The sequence below is a fragment of the Daejeonella sp. genome (genome assembly GCF_036405355.1).
Classification (GTDB): domain Bacteria; phylum Bacteroidota; class Bacteroidia; order Sphingobacteriales; family Sphingobacteriaceae; genus Daejeonella.
Window position 1 is genome coordinate 1 of sequence record NZ_DASWXT010000025.1, and the last position, 18657, is coordinate 18657.

At 40.4% G+C, this 18657-nt stretch carries 16 protein-coding genes; 4 read left to right on the forward strand and 12 right to left on the reverse strand.

What is annotated here, in order from left to right; all coding sequences use genetic code 11:
• The first annotated feature begins 308 nt into the window (after positions 1 to 308).
• Together dnaE and trxA are read left to right on the forward strand one after the other, a co-directional pair.
• Positions 309 to 3941, forward strand: a complete 3633-nt coding sequence (gene dnaE, locus VGE44_RS02755) for a DNA polymerase III subunit alpha (protein WP_331076228.1) — start codon at positions 309 to 311, stop codon at positions 3939 to 3941.
• 77 nt (positions 3942 to 4018) lie between these two features.
• Positions 4019 to 4336 (forward strand): thioredoxin, encoded by a 318-nt coding sequence (trxA, locus tag VGE44_RS02760; RefSeq protein ID WP_331076229.1) that lies wholly within the window; start codon positions 4019 to 4021, stop codon positions 4334 to 4336.
• A gap of 316 nt (positions 4337 to 4652) precedes the next feature.
• Here the strand turns inward: trxA and VGE44_RS02765 are convergent, their stop codons facing one another.
• Positions 4653 to 6797 carry a S9 family peptidase gene (locus VGE44_RS02765; RefSeq protein WP_331076230.1) on the reverse strand — a complete coding sequence of 715 codons (2145 nt, stop codon included), beginning with the start codon at positions 6795 to 6797 and terminating at the stop codon, positions 4653 to 4655.
• A gap of 168 nt (positions 6798 to 6965) precedes the next feature.
• Between VGE44_RS02765 and VGE44_RS02770 the strand changes: the two genes are divergently transcribed.
• Together VGE44_RS02770 and VGE44_RS02775 are read left to right on the forward strand one after the other, a co-directional pair.
• Positions 6966 to 7886: a DUF58 domain-containing protein gene (locus VGE44_RS02770; protein ID WP_331076231.1), complete on the forward strand. Its 921-nt coding sequence runs from the start codon at positions 6966 to 6968 to the stop codon at positions 7884 to 7886.
• 209 nt (positions 7887 to 8095) lie between these two features.
• The gene (locus tag VGE44_RS02775; RefSeq protein ID WP_331076232.1) at positions 8096 to 8713 is read left to right on the forward strand and encodes an SGNH/GDSL hydrolase family protein; all 618 of its coding nucleotides are present in this window, start codon (positions 8096 to 8098) and stop codon (positions 8711 to 8713) included.
• 41 nt (positions 8714 to 8754) lie between these two features.
• Here VGE44_RS02775 and VGE44_RS02780 read toward each other — a convergent pair whose 3' ends face one another.
• The 11 genes from VGE44_RS02780 to VGE44_RS02830 all read right to left on the reverse strand — a co-directional run bounded on the left by VGE44_RS02780 (position 8755) and on the right by VGE44_RS02830 (position 18597).
• Complete coding sequence (locus tag VGE44_RS02780) at positions 8755 to 10020, reverse strand: DEAD/DEAH box helicase (protein ID WP_331076233.1); 1266 nt, start codon at positions 10018 to 10020, stop codon at positions 8755 to 8757.
• Positions 10021 to 10121: 101 nt separating this feature from the next.
• The gene (locus VGE44_RS02785) at positions 10122 to 11312 is read right to left on the reverse strand and encodes an aspartate aminotransferase family protein (protein ID WP_331076234.1); all 1191 of its coding nucleotides are present in this window, start codon (positions 11310 to 11312) and stop codon (positions 10122 to 10124) included.
• 176 nt (positions 11313 to 11488) lie between these two features.
• The gene (locus tag VGE44_RS02790; protein ID WP_331076235.1) at positions 11489 to 11920 is read right to left on the reverse strand and encodes a hypothetical protein; all 432 of its coding nucleotides are present in this window, start codon (positions 11918 to 11920) and stop codon (positions 11489 to 11491) included.
• A complete protein-coding gene (locus VGE44_RS02795) occupies positions 11917 to 12540 on the reverse strand; it encodes a hypothetical protein (RefSeq protein WP_331076236.1) in 624 nt (207 codons plus the stop codon). Before VGE44_RS02795 ends, VGE44_RS02790 begins: the two co-directional genes overlap by 4 nt.
• Before the next feature lie 30 nt (positions 12541 to 12570).
• Positions 12571 to 13122: an RNA polymerase sigma factor gene (locus VGE44_RS02800; RefSeq protein ID WP_331076237.1), complete on the reverse strand. Its 552-nt coding sequence runs from the start codon at positions 13120 to 13122 to the stop codon at positions 12571 to 12573.
• Positions 13123 to 13160: 38 nt separating this feature from the next.
• Positions 13161 to 14114 (reverse strand): transketolase family protein, encoded by a 954-nt coding sequence (locus VGE44_RS02805; RefSeq protein ID WP_324485440.1) that lies wholly within the window; start codon positions 14112 to 14114, stop codon positions 13161 to 13163.
• Between the two features lie 80 nt (positions 14115 to 14194).
• Positions 14195 to 15040 (reverse strand): transketolase, encoded by an 846-nt coding sequence (locus tag VGE44_RS02810; RefSeq protein WP_331076238.1) that lies wholly within the window; start codon positions 15038 to 15040, stop codon positions 14195 to 14197.
• A gap of 105 nt (positions 15041 to 15145) precedes the next feature.
• Positions 15146 to 15607 (reverse strand): thioredoxin-dependent thiol peroxidase, encoded by a 462-nt coding sequence (gene bcp / locus VGE44_RS02815; RefSeq protein ID WP_331076239.1) that lies wholly within the window; start codon positions 15605 to 15607, stop codon positions 15146 to 15148.
• Positions 15608 to 15669: 62 nt separating this feature from the next.
• Positions 15670 to 17373, reverse strand: coding sequence for a M23 family metallopeptidase (locus VGE44_RS02820; RefSeq protein ID WP_331076240.1), 1704 nt, complete (start codon positions 17371 to 17373; stop codon positions 15670 to 15672).
• Between the two features lie 13 nt (positions 17374 to 17386).
• Positions 17387 to 17998: a fumarylacetoacetate hydrolase family protein gene (locus VGE44_RS02825; protein ID WP_331076241.1), complete on the reverse strand. Its 612-nt coding sequence runs from the start codon at positions 17996 to 17998 to the stop codon at positions 17387 to 17389.
• A 50-nt stretch (positions 17999 to 18048) separates the two neighbouring features.
• Positions 18049 to 18597 carry a T9SS type A sorting domain-containing protein gene (locus tag VGE44_RS02830; RefSeq protein WP_331076242.1) on the reverse strand — a complete coding sequence of 183 codons (549 nt, stop codon included), beginning with the start codon at positions 18595 to 18597 and terminating at the stop codon, positions 18049 to 18051.
• Positions 18598 to 18657 lie beyond the last annotated feature (60 nt).

Here is an 18657-nt window from a genome sequence, read left to right on the forward strand (position 1 = left end):
CTCCGGGTGCTGCTACTAAACAAACGTTGATGAAGCAAACTACCACGAGATTCTATGCGCTTGTCCCCAAAATAACCCGAATAATCTACTCGTATCATAAATGCAAATATCCAATTAATATTTATGGGTACACGATAGGGCTATAGAGGGAGGCTAGGCAGGTTTGAGGAGTGGCTAATTCATTCATATTTTACTATCATGAAAATCCAAAAATGTCATCTTAAGCATTAACATCCTTTATACTTTTCAACACCCTTTTTCCCACCCCAAAAGATTCGTAAATTTGAATTCATCCCAAAATTATCTTTATGCCTGATTTTTCGCACCTGCACGTACATACACAATTTTCACTACTGGATGGTGCGGCAGATATTTCGCGGCTTTTCAAAAAGGCAAAAGCCGATGGCATGAAAGCCATGGCAATCACCGATCATGGGAACATGTTCGGGGTGTTCAAATTTGTCGCTGAAGCCGGTAAACATGGGGTAAAACCGATCGTGGGTTGTGAGTTTTATGTTGTAGAGGACCGGCATGTCAAGCAGTTTACGAAAGAAAAACGTGATCAGCGTTTTCATCAGCTGTTACTTGCTAAAAATGCTGAGGGCTATAAAAATCTTGTCAAACTATGTTCTCTGGGTTATATCGAAGGCTTGTACAGCAAATGGCCCCGTATCGATAAGGAGCTTATTCTCAAGCATCATAAAGGGTTGATTGCGACAACCTGTTGTCTGGGTGCATCCGTACCTCAGACTATTCTGAAAAAGGGGGAAGAAGAGGCAGAAATAGAGTTCAAATGGTGGCTGGATCTCTTTGGTGAGGATTATTACATTGAACTTCAGCGCCATAATATCCCCGAGCAGGAAACGGTTAATGCTGTTCTGCTCAGATTTGCAAAGAAGTACAATGTTAAGGTGATCTGCTCTAACGATTCGCATTATGTGGATCAGGAGGATGCAAATGCACATGATATTCTTTTATGCGTGAATACCGGCGATATGAAAAGTACGCCGATCGCTACGGATGAAGAAAGCGGGAAGGGTTTTAGATTTGGATTCCCGAATGATCAGTTCTTCTTCAAGAGTCAGGAAGAAATGGGAAAGGTTTTTCATGACCTACCTGAATCGCTCGACAATACAAATGAAATCGTAGATAAGGTTGATATTCTGCAACTGAAGCGGGATATCATGCTTCCGAATTTTCCGATTCCCGATGAGTTTAAGATCCATCAGGGTCCGGAAGCTGAGAACATGAATCAGTGGGAATACCTCAAAGACCTGACCTTTAAAGGTGCTAAAGATCGTTATGTAGATATTAGTCCGGAAGTCGAAGAACGCCTCAATTTCGAGCTCTTTACGATCCGTACGATGGGCTTTGCGGGGTATTTCCTGATTGTTGCTGATTTTATCCGAGCCGGGCGCGATTTGGGTGTGTTTATTGGTCCGGGCCGTGGTTCTGCCGCCGGTTCTGTAGTGGCCTATTGTATCGGGATCACCAATATCGATCCAATTAAATACAATCTGCTGTTTGAGCGTTTCCTGAATCCCGACCGTAAGTCAATGCCCGATATTGATACGGACTTTGATGATGCAGGTCGGCAGAAGGTAATTGACTATGTGGTTGATAAATACGGTAAGAATCAGGTAGCCCAGATCATTACCTATGGCTCTATGGCCGCTAAATCGAGCATTAAGGATGTTGCCCGGGTACTTGATCTGCCTCTGGCCGAGTCGAATATGCTGGCTAAGCTGGTCCCCGACAGACCGGGAACCAACCTTGTACAGGTAATGACAGCTCCGATTGATACGGTTAAAAAAGAACAGAATCCTGAGGATTTTGAGAATATTAAAACCCTGAGGAAGATCCTGGAAGATGGTAAATCTTTGCAGGCGGATGTTTTGAAAGAGGCAATGATTCTGGAAGGCTCAGTAAGGAACGTGGGTGTTCATGCTGCGGGTATCATCATTGCGCCATACGATCTTACGGATATTATTCCGGTCGCAACTTCCAAGGAATCTGACTTGCTGGTCACCCAGTTTGACGGGCGGGTAATTGAAGATGCGGGGGTCATTAAGATGGATTTTCTGGGACTTAAAACCCTGACCATCATTAAGGATGCCCTGCGTTTGATTAAACAAAATCATAATGTCGACATCGACATTGATTATATTTCACTTGAAGATCAGAAGACTTTTGAGCTTTATCAGCGTGGCGATACGAACGGAACTTTCCAGTTTGAGAGCGACGGTATGAAAATGTACCTGCGTGATCTGAAGCCGGATAAGTTTGAGGATCTGATCGCGATGAATGCGCTTTATCGTCCTGGGCCAATTGAATACATCCCCAAATTCATTTCCCGTAAACATGGTCGTGAAGCCGTGAGTTATGACCTGATGGACATGCAGGAGCATCTGGAAGAAACCTATGGTATTACGGTATACCAGGAGCAGGTGATGCTGTTGTCGCAAAAATTGGCGGGTTTCAGCAAGGGTGATGCGGATGTACTGCGTAAGGCGATGGGCAAGAAGCAGATCGAGGTTCTGAATAAAATGAAAGCCCAGTTTATGGAGGGCTGTGGTACAAATGGGCATGACCTTAAAGTTGCCGAGAAGGTATGGACCGATTGGGAGGCCTTTGCACAATATGCCTTCAATAAATCGCATTCCACCTGCTATGCTTTTGTAGCCTATCAAACGGCTTATCTGAAGGCTAATTACCCGGCAGAATACATGGCTGCGGTTTTGAACAATCAGAATAACATTGAAAAGATCTCCTTCTTCATGGAGGAGTGTAAACAAATGGGAATCCCTGTATTGGGGCCTGATATCAATGAATCTGAACTGAGTTTTACGGTCAATAAAAATGGTGAAGTTCGTTTTGGCATGTCGGGAATGAAAGGCGTAGGGGAGAAGGCTGTTGAAAGTATTGTTGAAGAGCGGGAGGCAAACGGATTGTATACCAGTGTTTATGATTTTGCACGCCGGACTAATTCACGTGCAGTGAGTAAGAAAGTATACGAAAACCTTGTTTATGGTGGTGCATTCGATTGCTTTGGCTTTAATCGTGCTCAGTTTTTCTTTAAACCCGATGGTGGTTTTTACAATGGAATTGAGCGTTTGGTAAAATACACGAATGATTTTCAGAATAATTTAAATTCATCGCAGGCCTCTTTGTTTGGAGGCACTAACGATGCCGAAATTACCGAACCTCAACTTCCTGAATGTGAAGAATGGGGCTTGATTGAGAAGCTCAAATATGAAAAGGAATCTATCGGAATTTATCTGACCGGGCATCCACTTGATAATTATAAGTTTGAATTAGAGAATTTCTGCTCACATCAAGTAAAACATCTGAGCCTGATTAACAGAATGAAGAGTACTGAAGCACTGCCAGAGGATCAGGAGGAGTTTAAGAAAATCAGTAACCGGGATCTGGTTATCGGTGGTTTGGTATCTGCCTGCAGGCATGGTACAACCAAAACCGGTAAGCCTTTCGGCTCTTTTATGCTTGAAGATTATGGCGAGACCTTCGAAATTGCCTTGTTTGGGGAAGATTATATCAAATTAAAGCAATACCTGGTTGTTGGCTTATTTTTACAGGTTCGAGGTACTGTTATGGAGCGTTTTAAGCAAAAAGATAACTGGGAATTTAAGGTAAACAGCATCGTCCTGCTATCAGAGTTGCGTGATAAAATGTCAAAATGTCTGACCATTCAATTGCCTCTGACTGAACTGTCTGAGACATTTATGACAAAGATGGATGAGATTGTGAAACAAAATACCGAGCAGAATCCACAGCGCAATTGTCAGCTGAAATTCATGATCATGGATTTTGAAGGAGAAACGACACTCGAGATGCCGTCAAAATCAGTAAAAATAAATCCGAGCAATGAATTTCTGGAAGATATTTCTAAATTGCTTGGCGTTCGGTATAAGTTGAATTAATGTCACATTAGCAGCAGTAATTTGTGGCAGGAATATTGAATACTATCTTTGAATTATAAACAGTAAATCTCATTATTATGGCATTAGAATTAACAGATGCAAACTTCGATGAATTAGTCCTTAAGTCTGATAAACCTGTATTGGTTGATTTTTGGGCAGAATGGTGTGGTCCTTGCCGTATGGTAGGCCCTGTTGTTGAAGAACTGGCAAAAGAGTATGAAGGAAAGGCGATTATCGGAAAAGTAAACGTCGATAATAATCCTGGTATTTCAATGAAATTCGGAATCCGGAATATCCCGGCTTTATTATATTTTAAAGGGGGTGAAATTGTTGACAAGCAGATTGGTGCAGTGCCAAAATCGGTTCTGGCTGACAAATTAATTAAGCAACTTTAATTTCCTCATAAATCATGGTTAAAAAGCCCTTCAGGATTTTCTGAAGGGCTTTTTTGTGAGAATGATTTAGCTTGAATGATTTCTGTGTGAAATATTATGGTTGATTTTCAAAAGAAAGACTCCTGTTCAATGGCATATAAACTCGAGCAAGTGGTTGAAATTACTTGAATTCTCATATATGTCCCATTCATGCAATGTGATTATTTGAAGCTTAGGAGGTTCCCACTTTCGTGGGAATGACAAATTGGGAGGGAGTTAGTAGGAAGATTCCAGCCTTCGCTGGAATCGGTTAAGTTCCTGACTTTTACCCAACTCATCATTTCCAATACTCCAAAAACTCCCCGGGTACCGCTTTTTGCAACATATTCTGATAAATATACCTCACATTCTCCTGTGTGCTATGCCTTGCTTTTGAGCCTCCCCAGCCATGGCGTTCACCAGGGTAAAGCATAAATTCGAAATGCTTATTCAAATCCTGCAATCTGTCAATGAGTTGAATACTGTTTTGCATGTGAACATTGTCATCCATGGTGCCATGGACAATGCGCAGACTTCCTTTAAGCTTATCAGCATAGGTCAGGACTGAAGTTATCTTGTATCCCTCCGGATTATTTTGTGGGGTTCCCATAAAACGCTCGGCATAATGGGTATCATATAAACCCCAGTCGCTTACTGAATAATTGGCAATACCATGGGTAAATACATCAGCTCCATAGGTTAAAGCCATTGCTGTCATGTATCCGCCAAAGCTTCCGCCAGTAATTCCAATTTTGTTGCCGTCTACATAAGGTTTTGATTTAAGCAGAATGGCGGCATCCATGTAATCTTCAATTTCATATTTACCCATTTTACGGTAAATGAAATCCATACCGGTCTTGCCCAAATGCCCTGAACTGCGGTTATCAATGGCTACCTGTATCACTCCTTCCTTAGCCCACCAGTAGGTCTGCCCCAGGGGATTGCTCCATTTGTCGAAAACCCTTCCAGCATCAGGGCCACCGTAGACTGAAATCCATACCGGGTATTTTTTTGCCGGATCGAAGTTAAGTGGTAAAATAACCGTCATAGGCAGTTCGAGTCCGTCGCGGGTTTGATAATAAGAGAGTTCGGTTTTTGGCATTTTGAAGGAATCGTATGCTAAACCTTTAGCATCTGCCAGCTCCCTGATAACATTACCTTTTGTATCCATCAAGGCAGATTTAGGAGGAGTAGTCAAGTTCGAATAAGTTGTGATGAAGTGTTTTCCATCCGGGGCGAGGCTGATCTGATGATCGTAATTTCCAAATGTTAGCCTTTGAGGTTCTTCAGTTCCTTTCAAGCCAACACGGTAGAGGTCGTTACGGGTTGAGTTTTCCTGTCTTGCTGTGAAATAGATCTCCTGGGCTCTCTCGTCGACCATCAGCAGCTCAGTCACGCGCCAGGTACCAGAAGTTAATTGCTTTTTGAGGTTCCCTTCGAGACCATAGTAATAGAAATGCCCCCAGCCGCTTTTATCGCTTTTTAAGATAAAACCCTGTCCGTTCTTAAAAAAATACATGTTTTCAAACCAGTCGACCCAGGTATTTTGTTTTTCCTCGTAAATGATGCTTTTGCTTCCGCTTTGAGGGTTAACGCTATAAATGATCAGGTTATTCTGGTCGCGGTTCATCCATTGCATCCAGAGGGATTTACTATCTGCCATCCAGAATGGAGTGCCAAAATACTGATCCATTTTTGGGTCAAAATCTGTCCAGACAATTCCTTTGCTACCGGCTGTGACAATGCCTGTTTTAACTTCCGGATTTTTGTCACCAGGCTTTGGATATCTTGTATTTTCAAGAAAACCATGCTGTCCTTTGGAGTTGTAGATCGGAAAAACAGGAACTTTTGAGTCGTCAAAACGCATAAAAGCAATTTTTTTGCTGTCGGGACTCCACCAGAAGGCTTTATAACGGCTTGCTCTGCCGAGAATCTCCTCAAAATATACCCATGATGCCCATCCGTTATAGATCACATCAGAACCATCAGTTGTATAACGGGTTTCAATATTGGTATTTATATCGATTGAATAAAGATCATTGTTCCGGGTAAAGGCTACCTGAGTTCCATCGGGCGAAAGGCTTGGATTTTTCTCAAGAAGGGTATCCTTTGTTAATTGTTTTTCAACACCGGCTGCACTTTTATAAAAAACATCTTTGTTTTTTATAGAAACCGAAGCAATATTAACCTGTGCGGGAGCCGATGGAACAGCTTCTCCGCTGCGAACATCAACGGTGTAAGGCTTGGTTTGCTGACCTTCAACACGATATTCAATATAATGGGAATCATCCGTCCAGCCGCGGTAGCTTGGCATAGGATTGAGTAAATCCTTTGGCGGATTGACAAAAACTTCCTTAAAGTTCAGTTCTTTTAATTGGGCGTGTATGGAGGTGGAAAAAAGCAGTAAGCTTAAAATAGGGATATAAGATAACTTAATATTCATCTTTGAATGTTCTGGGCTAAATGATTTTGATTTTGGGAGATATGCTGGTTAGGCATATTTTACAAAGATATGAAAAATGAGCCATTTTCGGATAGCCTGAGGTTTAAGGTAAATTGAAGAATGATACTTTTTCTATCTGGAGATTGAATTTATATGCTATTTTAGTATATGGAACCCAATCTTACAAATTATAAAGATCTTCAGGATTTTGGAAACCTCGAACTGCTTTCAAGGCAGGTGGTTGAAGGTTTTATAACCGGTCTCCATAAAAGCCCATTTCATGGGTTTTCTGTTGAATTTGCTGAACACCGGCTTTACAATACAGGTGATTCGGTTAAAAATGTAGACTGGAAACTCTTTGGCCGGACAGATAAGTTATTTGTAAAGCGCTTTGAGGAGGAAACTAATCTGCGTTGTCAACTTGTGCTGGATGTTTCATCATCTATGTACTATCCCGAAAAGGATTTTAATAAATTGTTGTTTTCTGTTTATTCGGCAGCATCTTTAATGTATCTGTTTAAGAAGCAAAGGGATGCCTTTGGTCTGAGTTTATTCTCTGATAAACTGGAACTGTCGACAGCAGCTAAATCCACCGCAGTACATCAGAAATACTTATTCTCAGAGCTTGAGGGTTTAATGAACAGAAAGGACAGGGGCAGTCGTACGGCTGTGGCTTCTGCATTGCATCAGATTGCAGAACTTATTCATAAGCGTTCGCTGGTCATTATTTTTAGTGATATGCTCGTGGGCGAGTCTGAAGAAGGTTTGTCTGAGATATTTTCAGCTTTGCAGCATCTCAAACACAATAAACATGAAGTAATTATATTCAACGTTCTGGATCATAAAATGGAGATGGACTTTAATTTTGACAATCGCCCTTACCATTTTATAGATATTGAAAACGGAGAAGAGCTAAAAGTACATCCCAATAATGTTAAGGAAGCATATATAGAGGCTTTTGGTACTTATCATAAGGAACTGAAACTAAAGTGTGCGCAATATAAGATTGATCTGATTGATGCGGATATTCATGATGGGTTTTATCAGGTTTTGCATTCGTATTTGATTAAGAGATCTAAAATGAGTTGAGACCCGATAGCTATCGGGTTGAGAATAGGAAATTGGAAATAGGGAATGGGAAATTTGTTAATTGTTAATTTTCCTTATAACAATTCAGAATTACATTGTTGATCAGATAAAAATATTTTCAATATTGATTTTTTTAAATTTTGTTAATCGTAAAAAGAAACATGAAAAAAGTACTACTCTCGTTCACCTTAATTATTTTAATGTGTTCTATGCAAATTCAAAAGCCTGTTAAAGTCATTTTTTTTGGTGATTCGATTACCCGGGCGGGTGTTAATCCCGGGGGATATATTACCCTGATGCAGGAAGCTTTACACGGGAAAACAAATCCTGAATATGAACTGATTGGTGCCGGTATTGGAGGGAATAAGGTCTATGATCTTTTTCTCAGGTTTGAAGACGATGTGCTGAGTAAAAAACCGGATGTTGTTGTGATGTATGTTGGTGTAAACGATGTATGGCATAAACAAAGCGCACAGACCGGTACAGACCCTGATAAATTCATTGCATTTTATACTGCGATGATTAAAAAATTACAGGCTGCCGGAATCAGGGTTATCGTTTGTACCCCGGCAGCTATTGGAGAGCGTACAGACTTTAGTAATGCGCAGGATGGGGATTTGAACCGTTACAGTAATATAATTCGCGAATTAGCCCGGAAATACTCCTGTGGTTTAGTTGACCTTAGAAAGGCATTTTTGGATTATAATCTTAAAAATAATCCTGAAAATAAGGAATCAGGGATTTTGACTACAGACAGGGTTCATTTGAATCCTGCCGGGAATAAGCTGGTTGCTGATCTGATGATAAGGGCATTGTCTGAAAAATAAAAAAAGGCTCCGGAATCAAACCCGGAGCCTTTTTAGCTTTTTTATCTTCTTTTATTGCCGAAGCGCCTTCTCGGACTTCCGCTTGTTGCACCTCTTGCTGAATCAGGAGCAGGTTTTTTACCTGAACTGCCTTTCTTTTTGGTCGATTGACTAAAGATATAGGATGCAGCACGCATATGATAAGGCTGATCTTCTGTAACAGGTATCTCTCTGCCGATCAGTTTCTGAATATCTTTCAGGTATTCCATTTCATCCTCATCGCAGAATGATAAAGCGATTCCGCTCGATCCGGCACGACCGGTACGGCCAATGCGGTGGACATAAGTTTCGGGAACATTGGGTAATTCATAATTGATCACATGCGAAAGCTCATCAATATCAATTCCTCTGGCTGCAATATCAGTTGCAATTAAGGCTTTGATTTGTCCGCTTTTAAAGTTGGATAATGCTTTTTGACGCGCATTCTGTGATTTATTTCCATGAATTGCTTCGGTCTTTATTCCTGCTTTAACCAGATCTTTGGTGATCTTATCGGCACCATGTTTGGTTCGGGTAAAGATCAGGGCAGATTTGATACTCTTATCGTTGAGCAGGTGGATCAGTAACTTTTTCTTGTCGCCTTTTTCTACAAAAAAGAGAGATTGATCAATTGTGTCAGCGGTAGTTGAAGGCGGTGTAACCTCCACTTTTTCAGGATCTACAAGAATAGTATTCGCCAGTTTTTGAATTTCAGGTGGCATGGTTGCCGAGAAAAACAGGGTTTGACGTTTTTGCGGGATCTTGGTGATGATCTTTTTTACATCATGGATAAATCCCATATCCAGCATCCTGTCTGCTTCATCAAGTACAAATATTTTGAGATAATGTAAATGAACAAACTTCTGATTGATCAGGTCTAATAACCTACCCGGAGTTGCGATAAGTATGTCTACCCCTGATTTTAATGCAGATACCTGAGAGCCCTGAGAAACCCCGCCAAAGATGACGGCATGTTTCATACCCGTATGGCGGCCATAAGCAGCAAAGCTTTCACCAATTTGTATCGCAAGTTCACGGGTAGGGGTTAAAATAAGGCATTTGATTGCTCTCGGACCTTTATCATATATTTTACCACCTTCCAGAATTTGAATAATTGGAATTGCGAAAGCAGCAGTCTTACCTGTGCCTGTTTGTGCACATCCCAAAAGATCTTTGCGTTCTAAAATGATTGGTATAGATTGTTCCTGAATAGGGGTAGGGGCAGTATAACCTTCTGTTTTTAAAGCCTTTAAAATTGGCTCAATAATATTTAATTCTTCGAATAACATGTAATGATTTTACATTGCCGTTAAAAATGCCGGCAATTTTATATTGCGGCAAAGGTACGGGTTTAAAATGATAATGTATCTCTATTGGTTATTGCAGTCTCTCAGGGCAGGTATGAGTCCAGCGCTTCCAGGATAATTGTGCAGGCCAGCCTGATTTCTTCTTCAGATATGATCAGTGGCGGAGCAATGCGCATTGCGGTATCACAATGTAAAAACCAATCGATGATGATGCCTTTATCGGAGCAATAATTACTCACATATTCTACCTGTTCAAAAGTGCTTAGCTGTATGCTCAGCATCAATCCTTTGCCTCGTATTTCTTTTATTTCGGGATGCTGCAGGTATTTTTTGAACAATGATTCTTTATCAGCAACTTCATCATACAGGTTTTCCTCCAATATCACTTCCAGATTGGCAAGTCCGGCGGCACAACTTACCGGGTGACCGCCAAATGTGGTGATATGGCCGAGTATTGGGTTCTCTTGAAGTACAGACATGACCTCAATGCTCGAAATAAATGCACCAATGGGCATTCCACCGCCCATACCTTTAGCCAGTAGGAGGATGTCGGGTTTGATATTAAAGTTCTCAAAACCAAATAATTTACCTGTACGACCAAACCCTGTCTGGATCTCATCCAAAATAAGAAGGGTGCCGGTCTCATCGCATCGCTTGCGTAAGGCCCACATATATTCCGGATCAGGTACACGAACTCCTGCTTCTCCCTGTATTGTTTCGATAATAATGGCAGCAGTTTCGGAGTTTATTTGCTCAAGATCATGTAAATTGTTGAATTCAATAAATCGGATTCCTGGCAGCAGTGGACGGTAGGCTTGTTTATAGTATTCGTTCCCCATTACGCTAAGCGCTCCCTGTGTACTGCCATGGTAGGAATTTCTGCAGGCTATAATTTCTGATCTGCCGGTATAGCGCTTCGCCAGTTTCATCGCACCTTCAGTGGCTTCTGCACCCGAGTTTACAAAATAAACAGAGCTGAGGGAAGCAGGCAGGACTGAGGATAGTTTTTCTGCAAACCTGACCTGTGGTGATTGCACATACTCCCCATAAACTGTGAGATGAAGGTATTTATCGGCCTGGTCTTTTATCGCCTGTACCACTCTTGGATGACGATGACCAATATTACTGACAGCAAATCCGGAAACAAGATCCATATAGCTTTTCCCGGAATGGTCATAAAGGTACATGCCTTCGGCCCTTTCAATTTCAAGTAAACGGGGGAATGGGGATGTTTGAGCAGTATTTAACAGAAAAAGCTGACGCGGGCTAAGCATGTACAAAAATACATAAATAAAATGCAGGCATGAGATAGGATGCAGGGAATTTATCTTTTGATAAATATTCCCCTGCTATAGATGATATTTTCCACTTCAATCAAATTCCTTATGCATCATGCTGTCCCTCTTTGGAGGGGGATATTTAGATATGAGTGGATGCAGGGGAAGTTAAACTATTCCCTTCTCCGATGATTTAACTGCTTGATCAGATGCTCTCTGAATTCCCGCTCTGCCTGATATAATAGCAGTACTTTTTCTGCAGGAATTGCCTTTAAATAGAGTTTTTTATACTTTTTTTTCAACTCAAGCATTTTGCTCTCATACGAGAGATCTGCGTTGATCTTGTCACCCGGAGCAATATCAGTTTTCTGTCTGTCTTCTCTTCTTTTCCGCATCAGCTCGATCAGCTCCTTTTGGTAATTGTTGTATACCGGCCAGAATTTCTGAGCTTCTTCTGTGGTCAGATCGAGTTTCTTTGTGATAAAGGCGACTTTAATAGCCTCAATTCGTTCATAATGCTCACGACGATCCTGAGCTATCAATACTGTGTTCATTGTCAGACACATTATTATACCCAAAACCCCTTTCTTTACTAATCCTTTCATAATGTTGTACTGTTAATATACTGTTCAATATCTTCTTCCGAAACGTCAGATGATACCTGCTGAAGACCATCCTCTGTGATATGCTCTATAAGGTATTGGTTGTCACTCACTGTACTGTGAAACTGCAGGTAATTGATGATATCCTGATCCGGAACTTTTGATAACTGCTTATTGAAAACGTAGCTGGATGAATTAAAATAAAAGAATATCCCGATCATTAATACGATGCTCGCAGCAGCAGAATAACGCATCCATGATGGAAACAAATTTTTCAACTTTGCAGGCGCTTGCTTCTGTTCAATTCTTGAATTAATACGCTCAGCGAGGCTGCTAAAATAGGCATCCGGGACTTTAAACCCATCGGCCGGAGCCAGGTTATGAATAGCCTCCTCAGCAATTCGATCTTCAATCCTTTCTGCTAACTGATTGAAATAATTTTCAGGTAAATCAAATTCATCTTCATTTTCAAATCGGACGTTTTCAAGCTTGGCCAGGGTATTCAGATTTTCATTCAAAGATTCAAAATAAGCGGAAGGCACAGTAAAGGGGTTCTCTCTGCTAATTTTAGCAAGAGTTGGAACCTCTTTTAACCAATCCTTATCTGAATTCTCTGTTTTCATATTCCTTTGATACACCCGGGATAGAAAGGTTTAATCTGAATTTAATAATATCTGTTCTATTTTCTTAACTGCAATATGAAAAGATGCCTTTAGGGCACCGACACTGGTACCCAGAATTTCAGAGATCTCTTCGTATTTCAAATCATCAAAATATTTCATGTTAAACACCAGCCTTTGTTTTTCGGGCAGTGTCAATAAAGCTTTTTGAAGCTTCATTTGGGCTTTATCACCATCAAAATACGGACTATCAGCGAGTGTTTCAGCAAGATCCAGACCGTTTGAATCATCCAAAGATACGCTGTTCCTTAATTTTTTGCGGTTCAGAAAGGTGATACTTTCATTTGTGGCTATACGATAGATCCAGGTAAATAATTGTGAATCACTTCTGAAGTTTCTCAGGTTCTTCCAGACCTTAATAAATACATCCTGAACCAGGTCATCAGTATCATCATGGTCAATGACCAGTCTGCGGATATGCCAGTATATTTTCTGCTGATATTTGTTCAGCAGCAGATTGAAGCCCTCATGGCGGGTGTTTTCCCTTGAAAATTTTTCTAAGATTTCGGAATCCTCTACCTGCATATTTTTGTTTTTGGTTTGGATTCCGGGCTTCAAGGCAGTTATTTGCGTTTAATTACCCTGTTTACCGCATTGATAATATCCTCGGTATCCAAACCGTATTTTTTCATCAGTTGATCAGGAGTGCCGCTTTCCCCGAAACTATCATTAACCGCAACATATTCCTGCGGAACAGGATTGTTTCTGGTCAGCACCTGTGCAATACTGTCACCTAAACCACCGTAGCGGTTATGCTCTTCAGCAGTAACAACACATCCGGTCTTGGCAACTGATTTTAAGACTGCTGCTTCATCCAAAGGTTTAATGGTATGAATATTAATTATTTCAGCGCTGATTCCTGCTTCTGCGAGCTTTTCACCAGCCTCAATTGCCTTCCATACCATATGTCCGGTGGCAAAAATACTAACGTCAGTTCCTTCATTTACCATCCATGCTTTACCTATCTCAAATTTTTGATCCGGATCTGTAAAAACGGGTACTGCGGGTCTTCCAAATCTTAAATAAACCGGACCATGATGATCGGCAATGGCAATAGTTGCAGCTTTTGTCTGGTTATAATCGCAAGGATTGATTACCACCATGCCCGGGAGCATTTTCATCATTCCTATATCTTCCAGAATCTGATGCGTTGCACCATCTTCACCGAGTGTAAGTCCGGCATGTGAAGCACAAATTTTTACATTCTTGTCTGAATAGGCGATAGACTGTCTGATCTGATCGTACACGCGACCTGTTGAGAAGTTAGCAAAAGTGCCAGTATATGGAATTTTACCACCGATTGTTAAACCAGCAGCAATTCCCATCATATTTGCCTCTGCAATTCCAATCTGAAAAAAGCGTTCAGGAAATTCCTTGATAAAAGCATCCATTTTTAATGAGCCGATCAAATCAGCGCATAAAGCGACTACTTTATCGTTCTTTTGTCCAACTTCCAGCAAACCTGCTCCAAAACCTGAACGGGTATCTTTTTTCTCGGTGTATGTGTATTTCTTCATATAACAAAACAATGGGCCTGAAATTATACAGGCTAAATTTTTTAAGTGTGTTTTTGAATGCGGATTACCTTTAGAAATCCTTAATAATCTCCAAGAGTTTCTTCCAGTTGACCCAGAGCAAGTGCCAGCTGATCGTCATTAGGAGCAGAGCCATGCCATTTATGGGTATGCATCATAAAGTCTACACCATTGCCCATCATTGTTTGCATCAGGATCATGATTGGCTTCCCTTTAAATGTTTTGCTGATCGCAAGTTCAAGAACACGAACCACATCAGCCATATCGTTTCCACTCATTTCAAGTACTTCCCATCCAAAAGATTCCCATTTTGCTCTTAGATTACCTAAAGATAAAATGACATCGGTTGGGCCGTCAATTTGCTGTCCGTTAACATCAATAGTAGATATCAGGTTGTCAATTTTATTATGACTTGCATACATCGCTGCTTCCCAGGTTTGACCTTCCTGAAGTTCTCCATCACCATGTAATGAAAATACAAGTCTGTTATCATCGTTTAACTTTTTAGCGATAGCAGCACCAATCGCCACCGACATGCCCTGACCTAAAGAACCTGATGCAACCCTTATTCCCGGTAAATTTTCATGGGTTGTAGGATGCCCCTGAAGTCTCGTATTGATCTTTCTGAAAGTTGCCAGCTCAGATACCTCAAAATATCCGGAACGTGCCAGAACACTGTACCATACCGGTGAAATATGTCCGTTTGAAAGAAAGAACAGATCTTCACCAGATCCATCCATATCAAATTTGGTATTGTGTTTTAGGGTATGAAAGTAAAGAGCTACTAAATAATCAGTACAGCCTAATGAACCGCCCGGATGACCGGATTGGCAGGCGTGAACCATTCTTAAAATATCACGTCGAACCTGTGAGGCAATTTTTGTTAATTTATCAATATCTGGAGTCATAATTTGTGCTTAATGGCCTTGCTAAAATAGCCATGTTCTTTGAAAGGGAGGGGATTATGTTGAAATTATTTGATTTTGAGAATATTTAAGCTGGATAAACCGATTTTATTTAATTGAATCCAAAACCTGTCCGGAAGAGTTTTTAGTATCAACTTTATCAATGATCTTTTTAATCAGTCCGTTCTTGTCAATAATGAATGTTTTTCTTGCTACCCCCATGTATTTTTTACCGTACATATTCTTTTCAACCCAAACACCATAAGCTTCAACGATTTTCTTATCGGTATCGGCAATCAGTGAGAAAGGCAGGCTGTATTTGGTAATGAACTTTTGGTGCGACTTTTCATCATCGGTGCTTACGCCTAAAACTTCGAAACCTTCTTTTAACAGGGATTGGTAATTATCCCTGAAGCTGCATGCTTCGGCAGTGCAACCAGGAGTATCATCTTTAGGATAAAAATACAGTATTACATCTTTTCCTGAAAAATCACTCAGGCTGATGCTTTTTCCATTTTGGTCTTTTGCCTTAAAATCAGGAGCTTTTTGCCCCTCAGTAAGCTCAATCATTTTTTAACGGATTTATGGGGCTAAAATTAGCAAAATAAATTATCTGAAATGAATAATTCTGTCTACCGGTAAAAAACAGTCCTGTAGGTACTCAAGTTATCTTTCATATCACTTACTGTCAATACAAAATCGTTTTTGCCCTTAGCTGTTAATTCGTCAAAACGATGCCATAAGGACCCTGTTTTAGGCTCGTATTCCATCAGAACCCATTGTCCGTTAATCATTGCATTGAAGGTTTTTATCCCTGATAGATTATCAGAAATACGGAACATGATCCTTGGAATATTAACCATTGATGCTCCATTACTTACGTTTACCGGGACAATCCGTGGTGCCAGGGTATCAGTCACAATGTAAAAGCTATCGAAATTGCGAATCTCTGTTCTTACATAACCATTTTCAAATATGCCTCCCTGTGTTTTTTTGAGATGGTTAACGATTAGAGCCTTGCTTTGCAATTCTGCAGGGAGATTATCATCGGCTTTTATCGCTAATGTAAGCGGACCGTTTAGAGGTATCAGGCGGTTATGTATATGATGAATCGGAGAATAAGCGCCGGAAGGTCTGGCAGTGGTTTTATACACAAAATTAAGATCACTGTACAGTGTTTTTAGCGGTATGTTAAGTTTCAGGCCAATAGTATCGAAGTCGTTAACCTGATCGAATTTTAATTTCCTTCCTTCAATTGCTTTTGATGGTTTTGCAGCTCCGGGACTGAATTTTATTTTGAAATTTAGGACGCTCTGGTTCCCGGCAATATCCTTTACAATGTATTGAGCATTGCGGATATTCTGATCCGAAAAATTCAGAAGGCCATTATTCAGTACGTTATTATAAATTTTCAAAGGGTTGCCTGGTTCGAGAAAACTTTTTTGAATTCTTCTGCCTGTGGCTATCATCGCCGGATAATCAACATGGGAGTTCATTCCCCGGGAATTATCAAATGAAAACCTTTCCCAGACAGCAGAGTAGATTGTTTGATCCTCAAGCCTGAGCTCAATTGAATATGGCCCATTACTGTTTTCAGAAGCTGAGTTCTTGTCTGAACATGCAATTCCAAGTCCCGATTCACCACCAATATTGACAATGGTTTGCGGACTAAGATTGTAAATGCCCCCACTTCCACTTACAGGATATAACTGCTTTGGAGTATGCTCGCTGAAAGGTTCACCGTTTAAATGATAAAGATACAATCCTGTAATTACAGGTTTAACCTGGTCTGGGATTCGAATGCCGAAAAGTTGCGGATTGATTGGTTCTTCTGTCTTAGTATCCCTGATTTCAAAATGGAGGTGGGGTCCGCCGGAGCTGCCGGTATTTCCTGACCAGCCAATTATATCACCTCTTTTTACAGGGATTTCAACTGAAAGTAATGGGAAATCGACATCGAACTTTTGCATTCGGTATTGATATGTCTTTAAAGTCATGCTGATGCGCTCATTGAAGTTTCTCAAATGCATGTAGACGGTTGTATAGCCGTTTGGATGGCTGATATATAAAGCATTTCCTCCGCCACCAATCTGAACCCTGATTCTGGATATGAAACCATCAGCACTTGCATAAACCGGATATCCTTCCCGCTGATTCGTTTTCAGATCAAGCCCGGAATGAAAATGATTTGTTCTTATTTCGCCGAAGTTTCCTGAAATAATGGGAGGGAGGTCAAGAGGACGAATGAAATAATTTTGAGGGTATTGTGCCTCCTGACCTATGGCAAAAGCGCATAGCAAGGTCAGTAAGGATAGTATAAATAAGTATTTGAACATGAAATAGGATATACTAACGGATATAAAAATCGAGTAATTTTTGATCCTCGAGATAGCCGCATAAATGATCACCAATATTTACTTTACCTACACCTTTTGGAGTGCCGGTAAAGATCAGGTCACCCTTTTTCAGAGTGATATACTGAGAAACAAAGGTTATTATATATTCAAACGAAAAAAGAAGGTCTTTAGTGTTGCCTTCCTGAACAGTATTGTCATTAAGGTCGAGTCTAATGTTAAGATTACCCAGATCTTTAAATTCTGATTTTGGAATAAACTTGCTCACCGGCGCAGAATTATCGAATGCTTTGGCCAGTTCCCATGGAAGTCCCTTTTCCTTATGTTTTTGTTGTATATCCCTTGCGGTAAAATCAATTCCAAGCCCGATCTCATCAAAGTAAGCAGAGGCAAATTTCTGAGCAATATGTTTACCTTCCTTTGATACTTTTAATACAAGTTCTATCTCATGATGTATATCTGTAGAGAATTCAGGATGGTAGAATGGTTTATTGTCTTTAAGAACCGCAGTATCAGGTTTCATAAATATAACAGGCACCGCAGGCACAGGATTATTTAGCTCTTTGGCATGTTCGGCGTAATTACGCCCAATAGCAATGATTTTCATCCAGCGAATATAAACATACTGAATTTAAGAAGAGGAATAAGGTATAGTTTTTACAATACGGAAATACGTTTGGTAATGATCTCACTACCCACACTTACACGTATAAAATAGAATCCACTGCTGATTCTTGAAGAAATACTGAATGTATTGCTATGTTCACCAATACTCTGTCTTTCTGAGAAAAGTGTTGTTATTTCATTACCTAATACATCCATAATCCGGATAGTCACATTGGAATCCTTACTGATTGAATAGGTCATATTCAGATAATCAGAAACCGGATTCGGATAAACTTTTACGTTAGCCAGAATTTTATCACCTGGAAGCGGGTTTTTAGGCCCCGACATAATTTTGTTTTGAACCAGAAGTTTTTCTTTCGATGGTTTGAATGGCGTAAAACTTAATTTGACACCAGCTTTGGGATCTGCTGGCTTATTTAGTCTGGTATCGGTAATCTTGGTACTAACTTTTGTTTTAGCTTTCAGCGAATCCGGGCGTGATACCTGAGAAAAAGAAGAGTTATATGCATAGCTGTTCAGGGACATTGTTATGCCTAAAACTATGAATACAACTAATGTTCTCAGGTAAGAGTTTATCATACGCAAAATAGATGATGGTATAAATATAAGGCATATTAATGTATACCCATAGTTAGCTGG